At 65.0% G+C, this 16420-nt stretch carries 12 protein-coding genes; 3 read left to right on the forward strand and 9 right to left on the reverse strand.

What is annotated here, in order from left to right; translation table 11 throughout:
• Window positions 1–16: 16 nt before the first annotated feature.
• The 6 genes from fdhF to oxlT (J8I82_RS03565) form a co-directional block, all read right to left on the reverse strand.
• Window positions 17–2839 carry a formate dehydrogenase subunit alpha gene (gene fdhF, locus J8I82_RS03540; RefSeq protein ID WP_209754475.1) on the reverse strand — a complete coding sequence of 941 codons (2823 nt, stop codon included), beginning with the start codon at window positions 2837–2839 and terminating at the stop codon, window positions 17–19.
• A 9-nt stretch (window positions 2840–2848) separates the two neighbouring features.
• A complete protein-coding gene (locus J8I82_RS03545) occupies window positions 2849–4558 on the reverse strand; it encodes an NADH-ubiquinone oxidoreductase-F iron-sulfur binding region domain-containing protein (RefSeq protein ID WP_209754476.1) in 1710 nt (569 codons plus the stop codon).
• Window positions 4559–4738: 180 nt separating this feature from the next.
• A complete protein-coding gene (gene oxlT / locus J8I82_RS03550; RefSeq protein ID WP_209754477.1) occupies window positions 4739–6058 on the reverse strand; it encodes an oxalate/formate MFS antiporter in 1320 nt (439 codons plus the stop codon).
• 707 nt (window positions 6059–6765) lie between these two features.
• The gene (locus tag J8I82_RS03555; RefSeq protein ID WP_209754478.1) at window positions 6766–6984 is read right to left on the reverse strand and encodes a hypothetical protein; all 219 of its coding nucleotides are present in this window, start codon (window positions 6982–6984) and stop codon (window positions 6766–6768) included.
• Window positions 6985–7123: 139 nt separating this feature from the next.
• On the reverse strand, window positions 7124–8056 hold the full coding sequence (locus J8I82_RS03560) for a LysR family transcriptional regulator (protein WP_209754479.1): 933 nt from the start codon (window positions 8054–8056) through the stop codon (window positions 7124–7126).
• A gap of 234 nt (window positions 8057–8290) precedes the next feature.
• Window positions 8291–9631 carry an oxalate/formate MFS antiporter gene (gene oxlT, locus J8I82_RS03565; protein ID WP_209754480.1) on the reverse strand — a complete coding sequence of 447 codons (1341 nt, stop codon included), beginning with the start codon at window positions 9629–9631 and terminating at the stop codon, window positions 8291–8293.
• 214 nt (window positions 9632–9845) lie between these two features.
• Here oxlT (J8I82_RS03565) and J8I82_RS03570 point away from each other — a divergent pair, with 214 nt between their 5' ends.
• The 3 genes from J8I82_RS03570 (at window position 9846) to J8I82_RS03580 (ending at window position 11979) form a co-directional block, all read left to right on the forward strand.
• The gene (locus J8I82_RS03570) at window positions 9846–10787 is read left to right on the forward strand and encodes a LysR family transcriptional regulator (RefSeq protein WP_029046993.1); all 942 of its coding nucleotides are present in this window, start codon (window positions 9846–9848) and stop codon (window positions 10785–10787) included.
• A gap of 119 nt (window positions 10788–10906) precedes the next feature.
• A complete protein-coding gene (locus J8I82_RS03575; RefSeq protein WP_209754481.1) occupies window positions 10907–11212 on the forward strand; it encodes an HAD family hydrolase in 306 nt (101 codons plus the stop codon).
• A 215-nt stretch (window positions 11213–11427) separates the two neighbouring features.
• Complete coding sequence (locus tag J8I82_RS03580; RefSeq protein WP_245179377.1) at window positions 11428–11979, forward strand: hypothetical protein; 552 nt, start codon at window positions 11428–11430, stop codon at window positions 11977–11979.
• Window positions 11980–12049: 70 nt separating this feature from the next.
• On the opposite strand, the gene J8I82_RS03585 is transcribed toward J8I82_RS03580, so the two are convergent.
• From J8I82_RS03585 to oxc, 3 genes are all read right to left on the reverse strand, one after another.
• On the reverse strand, window positions 12050–12487 hold the full coding sequence (locus J8I82_RS03585; RefSeq protein WP_209754482.1) for a PAS domain-containing protein: 438 nt from the start codon (window positions 12485–12487) through the stop codon (window positions 12050–12052).
• A gap of 156 nt (window positions 12488–12643) precedes the next feature.
• A complete protein-coding gene (frc, locus tag J8I82_RS03590) occupies window positions 12644–13894 on the reverse strand; it encodes a formyl-CoA transferase (RefSeq protein ID WP_209754483.1) in 1251 nt (416 codons plus the stop codon).
• Between the two features lie 42 nt (window positions 13895–13936).
• Window positions 13937–15676, reverse strand: a complete 1740-nt coding sequence (oxc, locus tag J8I82_RS03595; RefSeq protein WP_209754484.1) for an oxalyl-CoA decarboxylase — start codon at window positions 15674–15676, stop codon at window positions 13937–13939.
• Window positions 15677–16420: the final 744 nt, after the last annotated feature.

Here is a 16420-nt window from a genome sequence, read left to right on the forward strand (position 1 = left end):
ACCACCATTACTGCTGCTAGACAGCAGCGGGCTCCAGTATCTGCCCGCCGCCATAGCTGGACTGCACCGGCACCTGCCCGCCCACCGTCATCCTGATCGCGCAGTACTTGAACTCCGGGATCTTGCCGAACGGGTCCAGCGCTGCGTTGGTCAGCTTGTTGATCGCCGCTTCGTAGTAGCAGAACGGCACGAACACGGCGCCGCGCGGCGTGCCGGCATCGGCGCGCGCATACAGCGTGACTTCGCCGCGCCGCGACGACAGCGTGACCACATCTCCGGGCTTGCCGCCCAGTGCATCGAGATCCAGCGGATGCACCAGCGCGACCGGATCCGGCTCGATCGCATCGAGCACGCCGGCGCGACGGGTCATGCTGCCGGTATGCCAGTGCTCCAGCTGGCGCCCGGTGATCAGCACCATCGGGTAGTCGGCATCAGGCCGCTCCGCAGCCGGAATGATGTCGGCGGGCACGAAGCGGCCACGGCCGCTGTCGGTCGGGAAGCTGTCCGTGAAAATCACCGGCTCGCCCGGATCGCCCTCTTCCATGCATGGATAGGTCACGGCGTGCTCGCGCTCCAGGCGCTCCCAGGTCATGCCGCCGATGCTTGGCATTGCCTGCCGCATTTCGTTGAACACATCCACCACGCTGTCGTAGTGCCATTCCAGCCCGAGTTGCGCCGCCATCTGCCGGATGATCCACAGGTCCTGCCGCGCCTGCCCGGGTGGTTCGAGCGCCTGCCGCCCGAGCTGCACGGTGCGGTCGGTGTTGGTGAAGGTGCCGGTCTTCTCCGGGAACGCCGATGCCGGCAGCACCACGTCCGCCAGGTACGCCGTCTCGGTCAGGAAGATGTCCTGCACCACCAGGTGATCGAGCGACGCCAGCGCCTCGCGCGCATGCTCGGCGTCGGGGTCGGACATCGCCGGGTTCTCGCCCATGATGTACATGCCGCGCACTTCGCCGCGCTCGATCGCCTGCATGACCTCCACCACGGTCAGGCCCGGCTGGCGGTCCAGCGGCATGCCCCAGAGCGCTTCGAAGCTGGCGATCGCCACCGGATCGTCGACGCGCCGGTAGTCCGGATACATCATGGGGATCAGCCCCGCGTCGGAAGCGCCCTGCACGTTGTTCTGCCCGCGCAGCGGATGCAGCCCCGTGCCGGGCCGGCCGATCTGGCCGGTCATCAGCGCCAGCGCAATCAGGCAGCGCGCGTTGTCGGTGCCATGCACGTGCTGCGATACGCCCATGCCCCACAGGATCATCGATCCCTTCGAGGTCGCATAGGCGCGGGCGACCTCGCGGATGGTCTCGGCGTCGATGCCGCAGATCGGCGCCATCAGCTCGGGACTGTACGCGGCGACGTTGCGCTGCAGTTCGTCGAAGCCGATGGTGCGGCTGTCGATGAAGTCGCGGTCCACCAGGCCCTCGTTGACGATCACATGCATCATCGCGTTGAGCAGCGCCACGTCGGCATCGGGCTTGAACTGCAGGAAGCGCCAGGCGAAGCGCGCCAGGTCGGAGCGGCGCGGATCGGCCACGATCAGTTTGGTGCCGTTCTTCACGGCGTTCTTGATCCAGCTTGCCGCGACCGGGTGGTTCACGGTCGGGTTGGCGCCGATCACGATCACGACCTCGGCCTTGTCGACATCCATCACCGGGTTCGACACCGCGCCCGAGCCGATGCCTTCCAGCAGCGCCGCCACCGACGAGGCATGGCACAGCCGCGTGCAATGGTCGACGTTGTTGCTGCCGAAGCCGGTGCGCACCAGCTTCTGGAACAGGTAGGCCTCTTCGTTGCTGCCCTTGGCCGAGCCGAAGCCCGCCAGCGCGCGCTTGCCATGCGTGTCGCGGATCTGCGCGAGCTTGCCGCCGGCGAGCGCCAGCGCCTCTTCCCAGGAGGCTTCGCGGAACACGTCCATGACGTGGTCCGGGTCCATGACGAAATCGCCGCGCTTTGGCACGCCTTCGCGGCGCACCAGCGGCACGGTCAGCCGCTGCGGGTGCTGCACGTAGTCGAAGCCGTAGCGGCCCTTCACGCACAGCCGCTGGTGGTTGGCGGGACCGTCGCGGCCTTCCACGAACAGGATGCGGTTGTCCTTGACGTTGTAGGTCAGCTGGCAGCCCACGCCGCAATACGGGCACACCGATTCGACCTGCTTGTCGGGAACGGCCAGGGCCACGTCGCGCGCGGGCATCAGTGCGCCGGTCGGACAGGCCTGCACGCATTCGCCGCAGGCGACGCAGGTGGAGGCGCCCATGGGATCGTCCATGTCGAACACGATGCGGGCCTCATCGCCGCGCAGCGCCAGGCCAATGACGTCGTTGACCTGCTCGTCGCGGCAGGCGCGCAGGCAGCGGGTGCACTGGATGCAGGCATCGAGGTTGACGGCGATGGCCGGGTGCGACAGGTCCGCCGCCACGCGCTCGCGCGGGGCAAAGCGCGGCTTGCCGACTTCCAGCTTCGCCGCCCACTGGTCGAGTTCGTTGTGGCGCGTGTATTCCGCTTCCGGCATGTCCGACTGCAGCAGCTCCAGCACGGTACGCTGGGCGCGGCGGGCGCGTTCGGATTCGGTCTGCACCTGCATGCCTGCGGCGGGATAGCGGCAGCAGGACGGGGCCAGCACGCGCTCGCCCTGGATCTCCACCATGCAGGCGCGGCAGTTGCCGGCGGGCTCGAGGCCGTCCTTGTAGCACAGGTGCGGGACGTCGAAGCCCTCGCGCTGCGCTATCTTGAGCAAGCTTTCGCCGGGCTGCGCGGTGACTTCACGGCCGTTGAGCGTGAAGGTGACGGCTGGCTCGGCGGATTCGACAAGCGCGCGTTCGGCGCGGGTCAGTGCATTCATGTCAGTCTCTCACGCGAGTTCGTGCGGGAAGTACTTGATCACGCAGTCGACGGGATTGGGCGCGGCCTGCCCCAACCCGCAGATCGATGCATCGCGCATCACCGCGGACAGGTCGTCCAGCGCGGACAGGTCCCACTTCGGCTGCCGGATCAGGTCGAGCGCCTTGGCCGTGCCGGTGCGGCACGGCGTGCATTGCCCGCACGACTCATGCTTGAAGAAGTGCATCAGGTTGCGCGCCGCCTGCGTGGCGCTGTCGTGGTCGGACAGGATCACCACCGCGGCCGAGCCGATAAAGCAGCCGTAGGGCTGCAGCGTGTCGAAATCGAGCGGGATATTGCCCATCGACGCGGGCAGGATGCCGCCCGACGCGCCGCCCGGCAGGTAGGCGTAGAAGCTGTGGCCGTCGAGCATGCCGCCGCAGTATTCGTCGATCAGTTCGCGCACGGAAATGCCCGCCGGTGCCAGGTGCACCCCGGGCTTTTTCACGCGGCCGGAAACCGAAAACGAGCGCAGGCCCTTCCGCCCGTTGCGACCCTGCGCGGCGAACCACTCCGCGCCCTTCTCGATGATGTCGCGCACCCAGTACAGGGTCTCGAAGTTGTGCTCGAGCGTGGGCCGGCCGAACAGGCCCACCTGCGCCACATACGGCGGGCGCAGCCGCGGCATGCCGCGCTTGCCTTCGATCGACTCGATCATCGCCGACTCTTCGCCGCAGATATACGCGCCCGCGCCGCGGCGCAGCTCGATCGTGGGCAGGCCGGAAAGCGGCGGGTCGTCGCGCAGCTGCCGCAGTGCCTCGGCCAGCAGCGCGCGGCAGCCGGCGTATTCGTCGCGCAGGTAGATGTAGATCGCCGACACATTCACCACCGTCGCCGCGATCAGCATGCCTTCCAGGAAGCGGTGCGGATCGCGCTCCAGGTAGACGCGGTCCTTGAAGGTGCCAGGCTCGCCTTCGTCGATATTCACGGCCATCAGGCGCGGTGCGGGTTCCTTGCGCACGATGCGCCATTTGCGGCCGGTGGGGAAGCCCGCGCCGCCCAGGCCGCGCAGGCCGGAATCTTCCATCGTGCACAGCACGGCGTCGGCATCGAGGGTGCCGTTGTCAAGGGACTTCAGGAGGCCGTAGCCGCCCGCTGCACGGTAGGCGTCGTAATCGATATAGGGCTCAGGCTCGTGATGCACGGCCCTGGCCTGGACCGCGGCGGCAACCGTGTCGGCGGTCGCACCGTCCACAGGGTTCTGCCCGACCAGCGCCGCGGGCGCCTTCTCGCAACGGCCGATGCACGGCGCCGCGATCACGCGCACCTCGGTGCCGAGCAAGGCAGGCAGCTTGTCGATCAGCGCGCGGGCACCGGCCAGTTCGCAGGCAATGCCCTCGCATACGCGCACCGTCAGCGCGGGCGGCGCGGCGATCTGTCCGTCCGCGTCCTCGCGGACCACGTCGAAATGGTGGTAGAAGCTGGCGACCTCGTACACCTCGGTCATCGACAGCCTCAGCTCGCTCGCGAGCGCCACCAGGTGCGGCATCGCAAGCTGGCCGTAGCGGTCGTTGATGCAGTGCAGGTGTTCGATCAGCAGATCGCGGCGGCGCGGCATGTCGCCCAGCGCCACGCGCACTTCGGCCAGCGCGGCCGCGTCGACCTGACGGCCCTTGGGCTGGCGGCGCTTGCGCTGCCGGCCGAGCCCTGTCGCCTCAAGAGGGATGACAACCTGGTTCATGGCGGTGCCTGGATCTTTTGTGGATGTCGGATGGCCGATCAGGAAGGTGCCTCGCGGGCCACCCTCCTGTCGTGCTTCATTTTTCTCGTATTGTGCTACCGGGGCGGGTGGCCGTGCAGGCATGGCGGCCGCCTGCCCCGGATACTACCGGCGCCCGCTGGCGCCGTACTGCTTTCTTCATCAGGTCAGGTCTTCTGGCACGGTACGGTAGCCCATTGGTGCCGAGGTATTGGCATGGACATACTTGCGGGCATGGGCTTCGCGCATCGGCTTGAGCACGAACAGCGCCATGATCGCAGTCAATGCCGCCATCCCCGAGGCCACCATGAAGACCGCATGCCAGCTGCCCGTGGCGGCCGTGATCACGCTGGAGAACGGCACCAGCAGCGCGGCCGTGCCCTTGGCGGTGTACAGCAGGCCCGCGTTGGTCGCGGCAAACTTCGGCCCGAAGGTGTCGCCGCAGGTGGCCGGGAACAGGCTGTAGATCTCGCCCCAGGCGAAGAACACCACGCCGGTCAGGATCACGAAGGCAACCGGATGATGGCCGTACTTCGACAGCAGCAGGATACCGACGGCCTCGACCCCGAAGGCAAAGAACATGGTGCGTTCACGGCCGATATGGTCGGAAATCCAGCCGAAGAACGGGCGCGTCAAGCCGTTGAGGACGCGATCGATGGTCAGTGCGAAGGTCAGCGCGGGCAAGGTCAGGCCGAGGATCGAGATCGGCGCCTCGTGCAGGCCGAAGTCCTTGGCGATCGGACCGAGCTGGGCGGTGGCCATCAGGCCGCCGGCGGCCATCATCACGAACATCGCGTACATGACCCAGAAGATCGGCGACTTCAGCACCTCGCGCGGCGAAGCATTGTAGGTGGCGGCAGCCTTCAGCGTGGACTTGACCTCGCTCAGGATCTTCGCGGACGGCGGGAACAGGGCCATGCCCAGGATGAACACGACCAGGCCCTGGCCAAGGCCGAACCACAGGAACGCGGCTTCATAGCCCGACGTCTTGATCATGTTGGCGATGGGCACCACGGTCAGCGCGGAGCCCGCGCCGAAGCCGGCCGCTGTGATCCCTGCCGCCAGACCGCGGCGATTGGGGAACCACTTCAGCGCATTGCCAACGCAAGTCCCATACACCGCGCCCGCGCCCAGGCCGCCGATTGCCGCGGCGACGTACAGCATCGGCAGCGAAGACGCCACCGAATTCAGCGCCCACGCGATGGCGCAAAGCAGGCCGCCACCCACCACTACCGGGCGCGGGCCGTACTTGTCGACGAGGTAGCCCTCGATCGGTACCAGCCAGGTTTCCGTCACGACGAAGATGGTGAATGCCACCTGGATCGCGGTGCGGCCCCAGTGGTATTTATCGTCGATCGGGTTGACGAACAGCGTCCAGCCGTACTGCATGTTGGCGATCATCGCCATGCAGATCACGCCGAAGACCAATTGCACCCACGGCGACGCAAAACGCGACGTGGACTCCCTTTGCTGCAGTTCCATGATGTCTCCTTATAGCGGCAAGCCGCCAAGGTGGAAGATTGGGCGCCTGAAGACGCCTCTGCGTGACTCTCGGTCTCGAACAGCTTAGCCGTTCTAGTGCTATACGGTATGTGATATATCACACAAGTCAAGCGTATTCGTTGCGGCTCTGCAGCAAACACTTTCCGCAACCTGCGCCGGCATGGCCGATGCTGCGGCGCCACTATTGCGCGCGCCGCATCAACGGCCCTGCCGCTGGCACCAGGAATCCTTGGAAATCAAGCAGTTGCCTTGAGTCGGCGCATCAATCCACGCGCCGGTGGCAACCACCAGCATGCCGGGGATTAAGGCGTGAGGAAACCGGGAAAGCGAGCGGTTGGGGAAAGTCCCTAGTTTGATACATTTAAAATGACGTGACTTCCGCTTGGCATGGAGGTGCATGCATGGCAGGTGCTGGTTTGCCTAAAACTGGGGAGGATGAAGGATGGCAAGCGCCAGGGTGGAAGGCTTGGGGGGACGTTGGGCGGGAGGCTGGGGGCGAATCAGCGGCAGAATAGCGCGCAAGACAGCGCACCGAAGGAGGGAGAGTTGGCGGCCGCGGGGTCTTCAAGCCAGGCTTGAGACGGACAAGCTCAGCAACAAGGGATGCCGGCCGCTACATCCTTGCCAGACGCGCTCGAGGCGGTGCCATGCGCAATACGCACGGACTGCGCCCGGCGCAGCGCCGATCAGGCGTATGCCAGTTCGCCGGCAGCGGGCACGACGCGCGCCTGGCGTGCGCGGCCCACTCCGTCGCTTTCCTGGCTCGATCCCAGCCCGGCAAAGCGGCCATGTTCCTGCGCGGTCACCAGCACGTCCATCGGCAGGCGGCTAGCCAGCAGGATGGTCATGGCGACACCGCCGGCAAGAGCGGCCAGGCCAAGGGCGAAGAGCAATGCGACTTCCATTTGAAAACTCCAGTTGCGTTGTGGTCAGGAGTTTTCATTATATGCTGCGCCGCACTATGTGTAAATATCCTGTATGTAATATATCAGTAGAAAATTTGCTCCAATACAACAGCGGTCGGGATGGCGATCTCGCATCCCTTCACACGGTGGTGGTATCCCGGCGCGCCACTGCCGCCGTGGCCGGGGGTTCATACTCCAGGCCGCGCAAGGCGTCCCAGATGGCGGCGGCGTTGGGCTTCAGCGACCGGCTCTTGCGCCGCACCAGCATGACGGTTGACGTCACCTGCGGCCGCAATGGCCGCATCACGGCGGCCGGGTTCAGGCCGCCCGCCTGCGCGCGCGACGGCACCACGCCGATGCCCAGCCCCAGCGCTACCATGCCGAACACCGCGGCAAAGTGCCCGAGCAGCTGCAGCGAGCTGGTCCGCACGTGGTAGCTGCTGAGCGCCTTCTCCACCGCCGGCTGCATGCCGCACTGCTGGTCCAGCGTCAGCACGCTGGCATCGCTGAGCTCGCCCCACCCTACCGAGTCGCGCGCCGCCAGCGGATGCTGCGCCGGCAGCACGGCGTGATAGGGGTCGATGCAAAGCGGTTCGCAGTACAGGTCATCGGCGGCGCGCGGATCGGTGGCGATGCCGAAGTCGACCTCGCCGCTGCGCACGCTCTGCAGCACTGATTCCTGCGAGCGGTCCTTCAGGTGGATCGCGATCGCCGGCCACGCCTGCCGGCAGCCCGCCAGCCACGCCGGCAGCGACATCGAGCTGAGCACCGGGTCCGACGCGATCTGCACCAGGCCCTGGCACGGGCGGCTCGCGCTCTGGCTGTCGCGCAGCGTCTGCTCGACCTCCTCGATCAGGTGGCAGATGCGCTGCGACAGGTGCAGGCCGGCGTCGGTCAATTCAACCTGGCGCGTGGTGCGGTCAAACAGGCGCTGGTCGATTTCTTCTTCCAGCTCGCGCACGCTGCGGCTTACCGCGGACTGCGTCAGGCCGAGTTCGGCGGCCGCGCGCGTAAAGCTCTTGTGCCGCGCCACCGCGGCGAAGGCCTTCAGTTGGGGGAGCGAGATGTTCATGGCCGCCCTCCCTGGCACGCGACGGCGCTGCTCAGGCGCAGCCCGTGGTCGGGCGCGGCGGGATGTCGCGGTGCGGGCACCGATGCATGCGGTCCGGTCATGGCAGTCTCCTTGGTGGGGCGTGGCTGTGTGCAGCCTTCGTTGCTGTGGGTATGGATTTGCAGGTGTCGCGCGGTCGTTGGCCTGATGTCATGGCAACGGCCTGCGCGCAGGCAGGCCGTCCTTCGGGGGTACTTAGTCTCCTTCTCTCTGGATTCGCGGCAGATAGGCGGCATCCGCAACCTGCAGGCCTTCGGCCTGCCCGGTGATAAAGCGCCTGCGCATTGGCGCCAGCAATACCTTGGCCGAGATCCCCGCGGCGATCGTCACCACCGCCGCCACCGTGAACACCGCCTCCCAGCCGCCGCGCGCCGACAGGACCGATGCCAGCGGCACCAGCATCGCCGCCGTGCCCTTGGCCGTGTACAGCGTCCCGGCGTTGGCCGCCGCGAACTTGCTGCCGAACGTGTCCGCGCACAGCGCCGGGAAGATCGAGAAGATCTCGCCCCAGAACAGGAACGTCAGCGCCGCGAAGAACATGAACCAGTACGGGTTGTGCCCCAGCTGCATCAGGCCCAGCAGTGCCAGCCCCTCGCCGATGAAGATCACGAACATCGTGTTCTCGCGGCCGAACTTGTCCGACAGGAACCCGCACAGCGGACGCGTGAAGCCGTTGCACAGGTTGTCGATCGACAGCGTCATCGTCAGCAGCGGCAAGGTCAGCCCGAGCAGCGTCACCGGCATCGACGCAAAGCCGTAGTCCTTCGCGATCGGCCCCAGCTGCGCAGTCGCCATGATCCCGCCCGCGGCCACCGCGACAAAGCTCGCGTAGATCAGCCAGAACACCGGCGTCTTCACCATCTGCCCCGGCGTGTGTTCCACCGGGTTGGTCAGCACCGCCTTGGCCGCCACCGCTCCCTTTGGCGCCCTGGGCTTCACCAGCAGCAGCGCCAGTACGAAGATGCACGCACCCTGCAGGATGCCGAAGAACAGGAATGCCTTTTCATACCCGGCGCTCTGGATCATGTTCGCGATCGGGATCACAGTGATCGCCGCGCCCGCGCCAAACCCCGCCGCCGTCAGCCCGGCGGCCAGCCCGCGCTTGTCCGGGAACCACTTCAGCGCATTGCCCACGCAGGTGCCGTACACTCCGCCCGCGCCGATGCCCGCGATCACCGCCGCCACATACAATTCCGGCAGCGTGGTCGCATACGCGTTCATCACCCACGCCAGCCCCGCGCAGATCGCCCCGCCCGCCACCACCGGGCGCGGACCGAACTTGTCGACCAGCCAGCCCTCCAGCGGTACCAGCCAGGTCTCGGTTACGATAAAAATGGAAAACGCCACCTGGATCGCGGATGCTCCCCAGTGATGCTTGGCGTCCATCGGGGATACGAACAAGGTCCAGCCATACTGCAGGTTGGCCACCAGCCCCATGCATACCACGCCGATTGCGAGCTGGATCCAACGGTTTTGCAGGCCCCGGCCGTTCACATCGCTGTGAGCGGGCGTGGCCGCCGCTTCATATTGCGCCATCTATTCTTGTCTCCTTGTGCTTGCCAGCTGCGTCCCCGGACGGGACACTCTCCCGGGCCTCTTAGGTGTGGGCCCTTGGTCACGTATGAGATCGACGCCTGACATTGCGGCATGCAAATCCGGGATTGATGCTACTTGAATCTAAGATCAGCACTGCATAAAGTTTTTTATCGTTTGTATTGATGACCGTTTATATATTGCACGGAACGATTGAATGAGGAACGCCACGCTGCGGCAACTGAAGGTCTTTGAAACCGTCGCCCGCCATATGAGCTTTTCGCGCGCCGCCGAGGAGCTGCACCTGACGCAGCCGGCCGTGTCGACCCAGGTCCGGCAGCTGGAACACCACGTCGGCCTGCCGCTGTTCGAGCAACTCGGCAAGAAGATCTACCTGACGCCGGCGGGGCACGAGATGCTGCACTACAGCCGCAGCATCATCCAGCAGTTCCGCGAGGCCGAAGACGCCATGTCGCAGCTCAAGGGCATTTCCGGCGGGCGCCTCAATGTGGCGGTGATCAGCGCCGGCGACTATTTCTTTCCGCGGCTGCTGGCGGAATTCATGGAGCGCCATGAAGGCGTGACGCTGAACCTTGCGGTGCACAATCGCGAGGAATTGCTGCACCAGCTGGCCGGCAACCTGACCGACCTCGCGGTGATGGTGCGTCCGCCGGAAGGCATGGACACCATCAACGAAGCTTTCGCGCCCCACCCTTACGTCATCGTCGCAGCGCCCAGCCATCCGCTGGTCGGCAAGCGCAACATCCCGCTTTCGGCACTGGCCGACGAGGCCTTTGTTTCGCGCGAAAAGGGCTCGGATACCTGGAATTCGATGCAGGAAGGCTTTGCCGGCCGGCTGTCCAACCTGCGCATCGCCATGGAGATCAAGAGCACGGAGACCATCAAGCAGGCGGTGATCGCCAACATGGGCATCGCCTTCCTGTCGGCGCACACGGTCGGACTCGAGTTGCAGGCGGGGAAGCTGGCCGTGCTCGATATCGAGGGCTTTCCGGTGATGCTCAACTGGTACGTTGTGCATCGCAAGAACAAGCGGCTGCCGCCCGTGGCACTGGCGTTCAAGCAGTTCCTGATGGAGGAAGGCGCGGGACTGATCCAGCGGATTACCGGCGTGGAAGGATTGATTCGCCTGGAAGCCTAGCATCGCCATCCATAAACGATAATTTATGGTTTGACTGTCAAACTTTAATTATCGTAAATCGTTTGACGTCCCTATGCTTGTCTCAACCCCACCGCTACAGCGCATCGAGGAGACAAGCCATGAACCAGGTCCAGACTGACAGCCGCCCCGCAACCATTACGGTCGGCACTGACAACCAGCCCATCCCGCGCGAGACGCAGCTCGCAGCCTATAACGCCGCCTTCATCGAACTGGAGCTGAGTTTCCGCTGGGACGCCGAGATGTATGAATGGCTGTGCGGCATCGAATGCGAAAAGGCCCGCGTCGCCCGCTATATCGAAGAGCACCACGCCCACCTGCTTGCCGCCTATGATGCGGCCTTCCTGAGCGGACTGATCTTCGAGAAGAAGAACGAGTACCTGCGCGCGGTCGGCCATCTTAACTGAGTGGTCCGATCGGTTACAGGCGAGGCGCTTGGGCGGCCTCGCCTTTTTTATTCCGGCTCGCCAGCCGCCACCACCGGCACCCGCTCAACAGCGGCCGACATGTGCGCTAAGCGCACGCTGGCGACGGCATGAAACTAGCTTGCCATGACAGTGTCGCCGCCATGCGGCGCTTCCGTAGCAGCCGGTGCAGGCCGGTGCCGCGCCCGTGCCACCACATGGAATCCGCTCGCCACCAATACCGCACAGACATGCCGGCCGATGAAGCCGCCAGCGCCAGGCAGTACCATCCGGCGGATGCATCGACCATCCTGCGCCGCGCCGCGATTTCCGGCGCCTGCGCCAGCGTGGTCTCCACCGGCATGCTCGCCCGTGGCGGCACCGTTGATTGCGGCAGCGCATTCGCGCCGGTCAATGCGGTCAGCCACTGGATCTGGGGCGAACGCGCGATGCATGCCAACCGGCCGTCAGTCCGGCATACCATGCTGGGCTACGTCATCCATCATGCAATGTCGGTGTTCTGGGCCGTATTTTATGAAACCGCGGTGGCACGGCATCATGCCCGCGGCGCCGCGGGCACCCTGGCGCTTGGCGGCCTTGGCGTGGCAGCCCTGGCCTGCCTGGTGGACCTGAAATGTACGCCGCGCCGCCTGACGCCCGGCTTCGAGCGGCGCCTGTCGCCGCGCATGCTGACGCTGGTCTACCTGGCTTTCGGGCTGGCCCTGCCGCTGGGGTCGCTGCTGGTGCGGCACGCGGCGCGCAAGCGGTGAGCCCGCAGGGCGCTCAAGGACCATTGCGCCATGCCCGTGCGGGGCAGTCTGCCAGCCGGGGGCAGCGATATCAGGCCTGTTCCTTGACCTGGCTCTCCAGTTCGACCAGCCGCTTCTTCAGCGCCCGCTCTTCCTGGAAGCGCACGGATTCGTCGCGGATGACGGCGACGATGCCGTTGATGGCACCCGTGTCATCCTTGAGCAGCGCCACGGTAAAGGCGATCGACATGGTCTTGCCATCCTTGTCGACCGCGGGCACCTTGAGCAGGTCATGGCCGTAGCGCGTGATGCCGGTGGCCATGGTCTTGTCATAGCCCTCCCAATGGCGCCCGCGCAGCCGTTCGGGAATGATCAGGTCGAGCGACTGGCCCATGGCCTCGGCCTGGGTGTAACCGAACATGCGCTCGGCAGCGGGGTTCCACAGCGTGATGGCGCCCTTGGCGTCGGAGATGATGATGGCGTCGCCGATGGCCGACACCAGTTGCGCGTAGTCGATGGGTTCTGGCATGGGGATTCCCTCTCTGTCGGTCATTGCCGGTTGGGGTATGTTGCCGTCAAGGTAGCGCGGCACGGGGCCGCGCTGCAAGCAAAAACGCCGGGGCGGCGCGGTTCGCGCGGCCCCGGCGGACGCCCCGGCACATACACATATGCCGGGCGGGCGGCGTCAGATCACCTGGGACTCGCGCAGGCGCTTGATGTCGTCCGCGCCGTAGCCCAGGCCGGCCAGCACTTCTTCGCTATGCTCGCCCAGCAGCGGCGAACCCGTGATTTCCGGCTTGAGGTCGGAGAACTTGATCGGGCTGCCCACCGTCAGGTAAGTGCCGCGCTCCTTGTGCGGCACCTCTGTAATGCTGCCGCTGGCGCGCAGCGACGGATCGGCGGCGATCTCCTTCATCGACAGTACCGGCGAGCACGGGATGTCATGCTTGCGCAGGATATCCACCGCCTCGTACTTGGTCTTGTCGGCAAGCCAGTCCTCGATGGTGTTGAAGATATCGAAGATATGCGGCTGGCGTGCCTTGGCGGTGGCGTAGTTGGGATCATCGATCCATTCCGGCTTGCCCAGCGCCTTGCAGATCGGCTCCCAGGCATGGCCCTGGATGGTGAAGTAGATGTAAGCGTTGGGGTCGGTCTCCCAGCCCTTGCACTTCAGCACCCAGCCCGGCTGGCCGCCGCCGCCCGCGTTGCCGCCGCGCGGCACCACGTCGCTGAAGCTGCCATGCGGGTACTGCGGATACTCTTCCAGGAAGCCCAGGCGGTCCAGGCGCTGCTGGTCGCGCAGCTTGACGCGGCACAGGTTGAGCACGGCGTCCTGCATCGACACGGCCACCTTCTGGCCCTTGCCGGTCTTGTCGCGGCCGATCAGCGCGGTCAGGATGCCGATGGCCAGGTGCATGCCGGTGTTGGAATCGCCCAGCGCCGCGGCGGACACCGTCGGCGGGCCGTCCCAGAAGCCGGTGGTCGACGCCGCGCCTCCCGCGCACTGCGCCACGTTCTCATAGACCTTCAGGTCTTCGTAATGGTGGCCGTCGCTGAAGCCCTTGACCGAAGCCACGATCATCTTGGGGTTCAGCTCGTTGATGCGTTCCCACGAGAAGCCCATGCGGTCCAGCGCGCCCGGCCCGAAGTTCTCGACCAGCACGTCCGACTCGCGGATCAGCTGCTCCAGGATCTTCTTGCCTTCCGGCTTCTTGGTGTCCAGCGTGAGCGAGCGCTTGTTGCTGTTGAGCATGGTGAAGTACAGCGCGTCGACATCCGGGATGTCGCGCAGCTGGGTGCGCGTGACATCGCCCGAACCGGGGCGCTCCACCTTGATGACGTCTGCGCCGAACCAGGCGAGAAGCTGCGTGCAGGCAGGCCCGGCCTGGACGTGCGTGAAGTCGATGATCTTGATGCCATTGAGCGGGAGGTTCACTTTCGTTCTCCTATTGGATCAGAGTGGTGAAATTCGGACGAATTACTTCTTGGCCGAGCTTTGCGGATTCAGATTGGTCAGGCGACCGCTTTCAGTGCCGGCAGCCGGGTCGATGACGGCGTTGACCAGCGTGGGCTTGCCCGACTTCAAGGCTTCGTTCACGGCAGCCTCGAGTTCCGCCGGCGTGGTCACGTTGGCACCGACGCCACCGAACGCTTCCATCATCTTGTCGTAGCGCGCGCCCGGGACGAACGTCGTGACCGCCGGGTCCTTGCCGCCGGTCGGATTCACATCGATACCCTTGTAGACGCCGTTGTTGTTGAAGATGACGATGCAGACCGGCAGGTTGTAGCGGCAGATGGTCTCGACTTCCATGCCCGAGAACCCGAACGCACTGTCACCGCACAGCGCCAGCACCGGCTTGCCGGTCTCCACCGCCGCGGCGACCGCGTAGCCCATGCCCACGCCCATCACGCCCCAGGTGCCCACGTCCAGGCGCTTGCGCGGCTCGTACATGTCGATCACGGCACGGGCGTAGTCCAGCGTGTTGGCGCCTTCGTTGACGAACGAGATGCCCGGATTGGCCTTGACGACCTCCTTCAGCACGCCCAGCGCGCCGTGGAAGTTCATCGGCGACGCATCCCTGGCCTTGACCAGGGTCTCGGCCATCTTCGCCAGGTTCGTGTCCCTGCGGTCGGCCACCGCGTTCAGCCAGTCGGCGCCCGGCTTGGCAAAGTCGTTGCCGACCTTGTCGAGGATTGCCGACACGCACGAACCGATGTCACCCACTACCGGCGCGGCGATGGCGACGTTGCTGTCCATCTCGGTCGCCGCGATGTCAATCTGGATGAATTGCTTCGGCTTGCCCCAGGTCTTGCCCTTGCCGTGCGACAGCAGCCAGTTCAGGCGTGCGCCGACCAGTAGCACCACGTCAGCTTCAGCCAGCACGTACGAGCGTGCGGCCGAGGCCGATTGCGGGTGCGTATCGGGCAGCAGGCCCTTGGCCATCGACATCGGCAGGTACGGAATGCCCGTCTTCTCGACCAGCGTGCGGATATCCGCTTCGGCGCGTGCATACGCGGCACCCTTGCCCAGCAGGATCAGCGGGCGCTTTGCGCTCTTCAGCAGCGCGACGGCACGGTCGACCGAGTCCGGTGCAGGCAGCTGGCGGGGGGCCGGATCCACCACCTTGATCAGCGACTTGCGGCCCTTCTCGGCTTCCATCGACTGGCCCAGCAGCTTGGCCGGCAGGTCCAGGTACACACCGCCAGGACGGCCCGACACGGCGGCACGAATGGCACGCGCGATACCGACACCGATGTCTTCAGCGTGCAGCACGCGGAAGGCAGCCTTGGCGTGCGGACGGGCGATGGCCAGCTGGTCCATCTCTTCGTAGTCACCCTGCTGCAGATCGACGATCTCGCGCTCGCTCGAGCCGCTGATCAGGATCATCGGGAAGCAGTTGGTGGTTGCATGCGCCAGCGCCGTCAGGCCGTTCAGGAAGCCGGGCGCAGAAACGGTCAGGCAAACGCCCGGCTTTTGCGTGAGAAAGCCGGCAATCGCTGCCGCGTTGCCTGCATTCTGCTCGTGACGGAAGCTGATGACACGCATGCCGTTGGCCTGCGCCAGACGAGCCAGATCGGTGACCGGAATGCCGGGCAGGCCGTAAATGTTTTCGATGCCGTTCAGCTTGAGCGCGTCGATGACCAGATGAAAACCATCGGTCTGTGCCTGATGTTCTTCCGCGGCGTGACGCTGCAGCTCGTTTCCAACTTCTGCCATGGTTGCTTCCTCTATACGAATTGACTGGGGTCGGAGTTCTTCTACTTCAGGGGGTCTTCCGCGGTGGTAACTCGGCCCGCTTGGCTACGACTTCGGACATGCTTGATCTCCTCGTTGAACTTGTGTGGGGCGCGGGGGCTGTTCCCCTTGCCTCAACCTGTGCCGGTTCATTCGACCGGTCTTGATGACATACGGTATGTGATATATCAGAGAACGGCAAGCTATTTTCCTGTCTGCGACGAAACTTTCGTCAGTGCACTGCAGCAAACCAGCTTCTATCTGCGCTCAAATCAGGGCAACTCCTTAGTCTGCGGCAATCATTCCCCTTTTGCACAGACGAGAGATCCCCACGTAAATGGATCGCCCTGTCGAATCCAAGTCGACAGATATATTACATACAACGATTTCGAGCACTTTGAGGCCCTCAGAAATGCCTTGCGAGGTCCTCAACTTCCTCCGGCCTGCCCTGCTCCAGGACGCCTGCCCCTGAGTGCCTGGCGCAACGCCGGGCCTACCAGGAACGCCGAAGAAAACGCCAACGACTGGGCATCACTGTGACTGCCATGATGCCGTGCCTGCGTTCGCCGGACAGCGTCGAAACCGACGCTGACCCTCCGGCACATGAAATCGCTGGATTGATGCTAACTGAAGCTAAATAAGTGTTGGCTTAAAGTTTTTTATCGTATCCATTCATGACCGTTTATACAACGCGGACCTGACCATAAATCCTGGTCTTCGGGACAA

It is taken from the genome of Cupriavidus consociatus (assembly GCF_017814975.1).
GTDB lineage: Bacteria > Pseudomonadota > Gammaproteobacteria > Burkholderiales > Burkholderiaceae > Cupriavidus > Cupriavidus consociatus.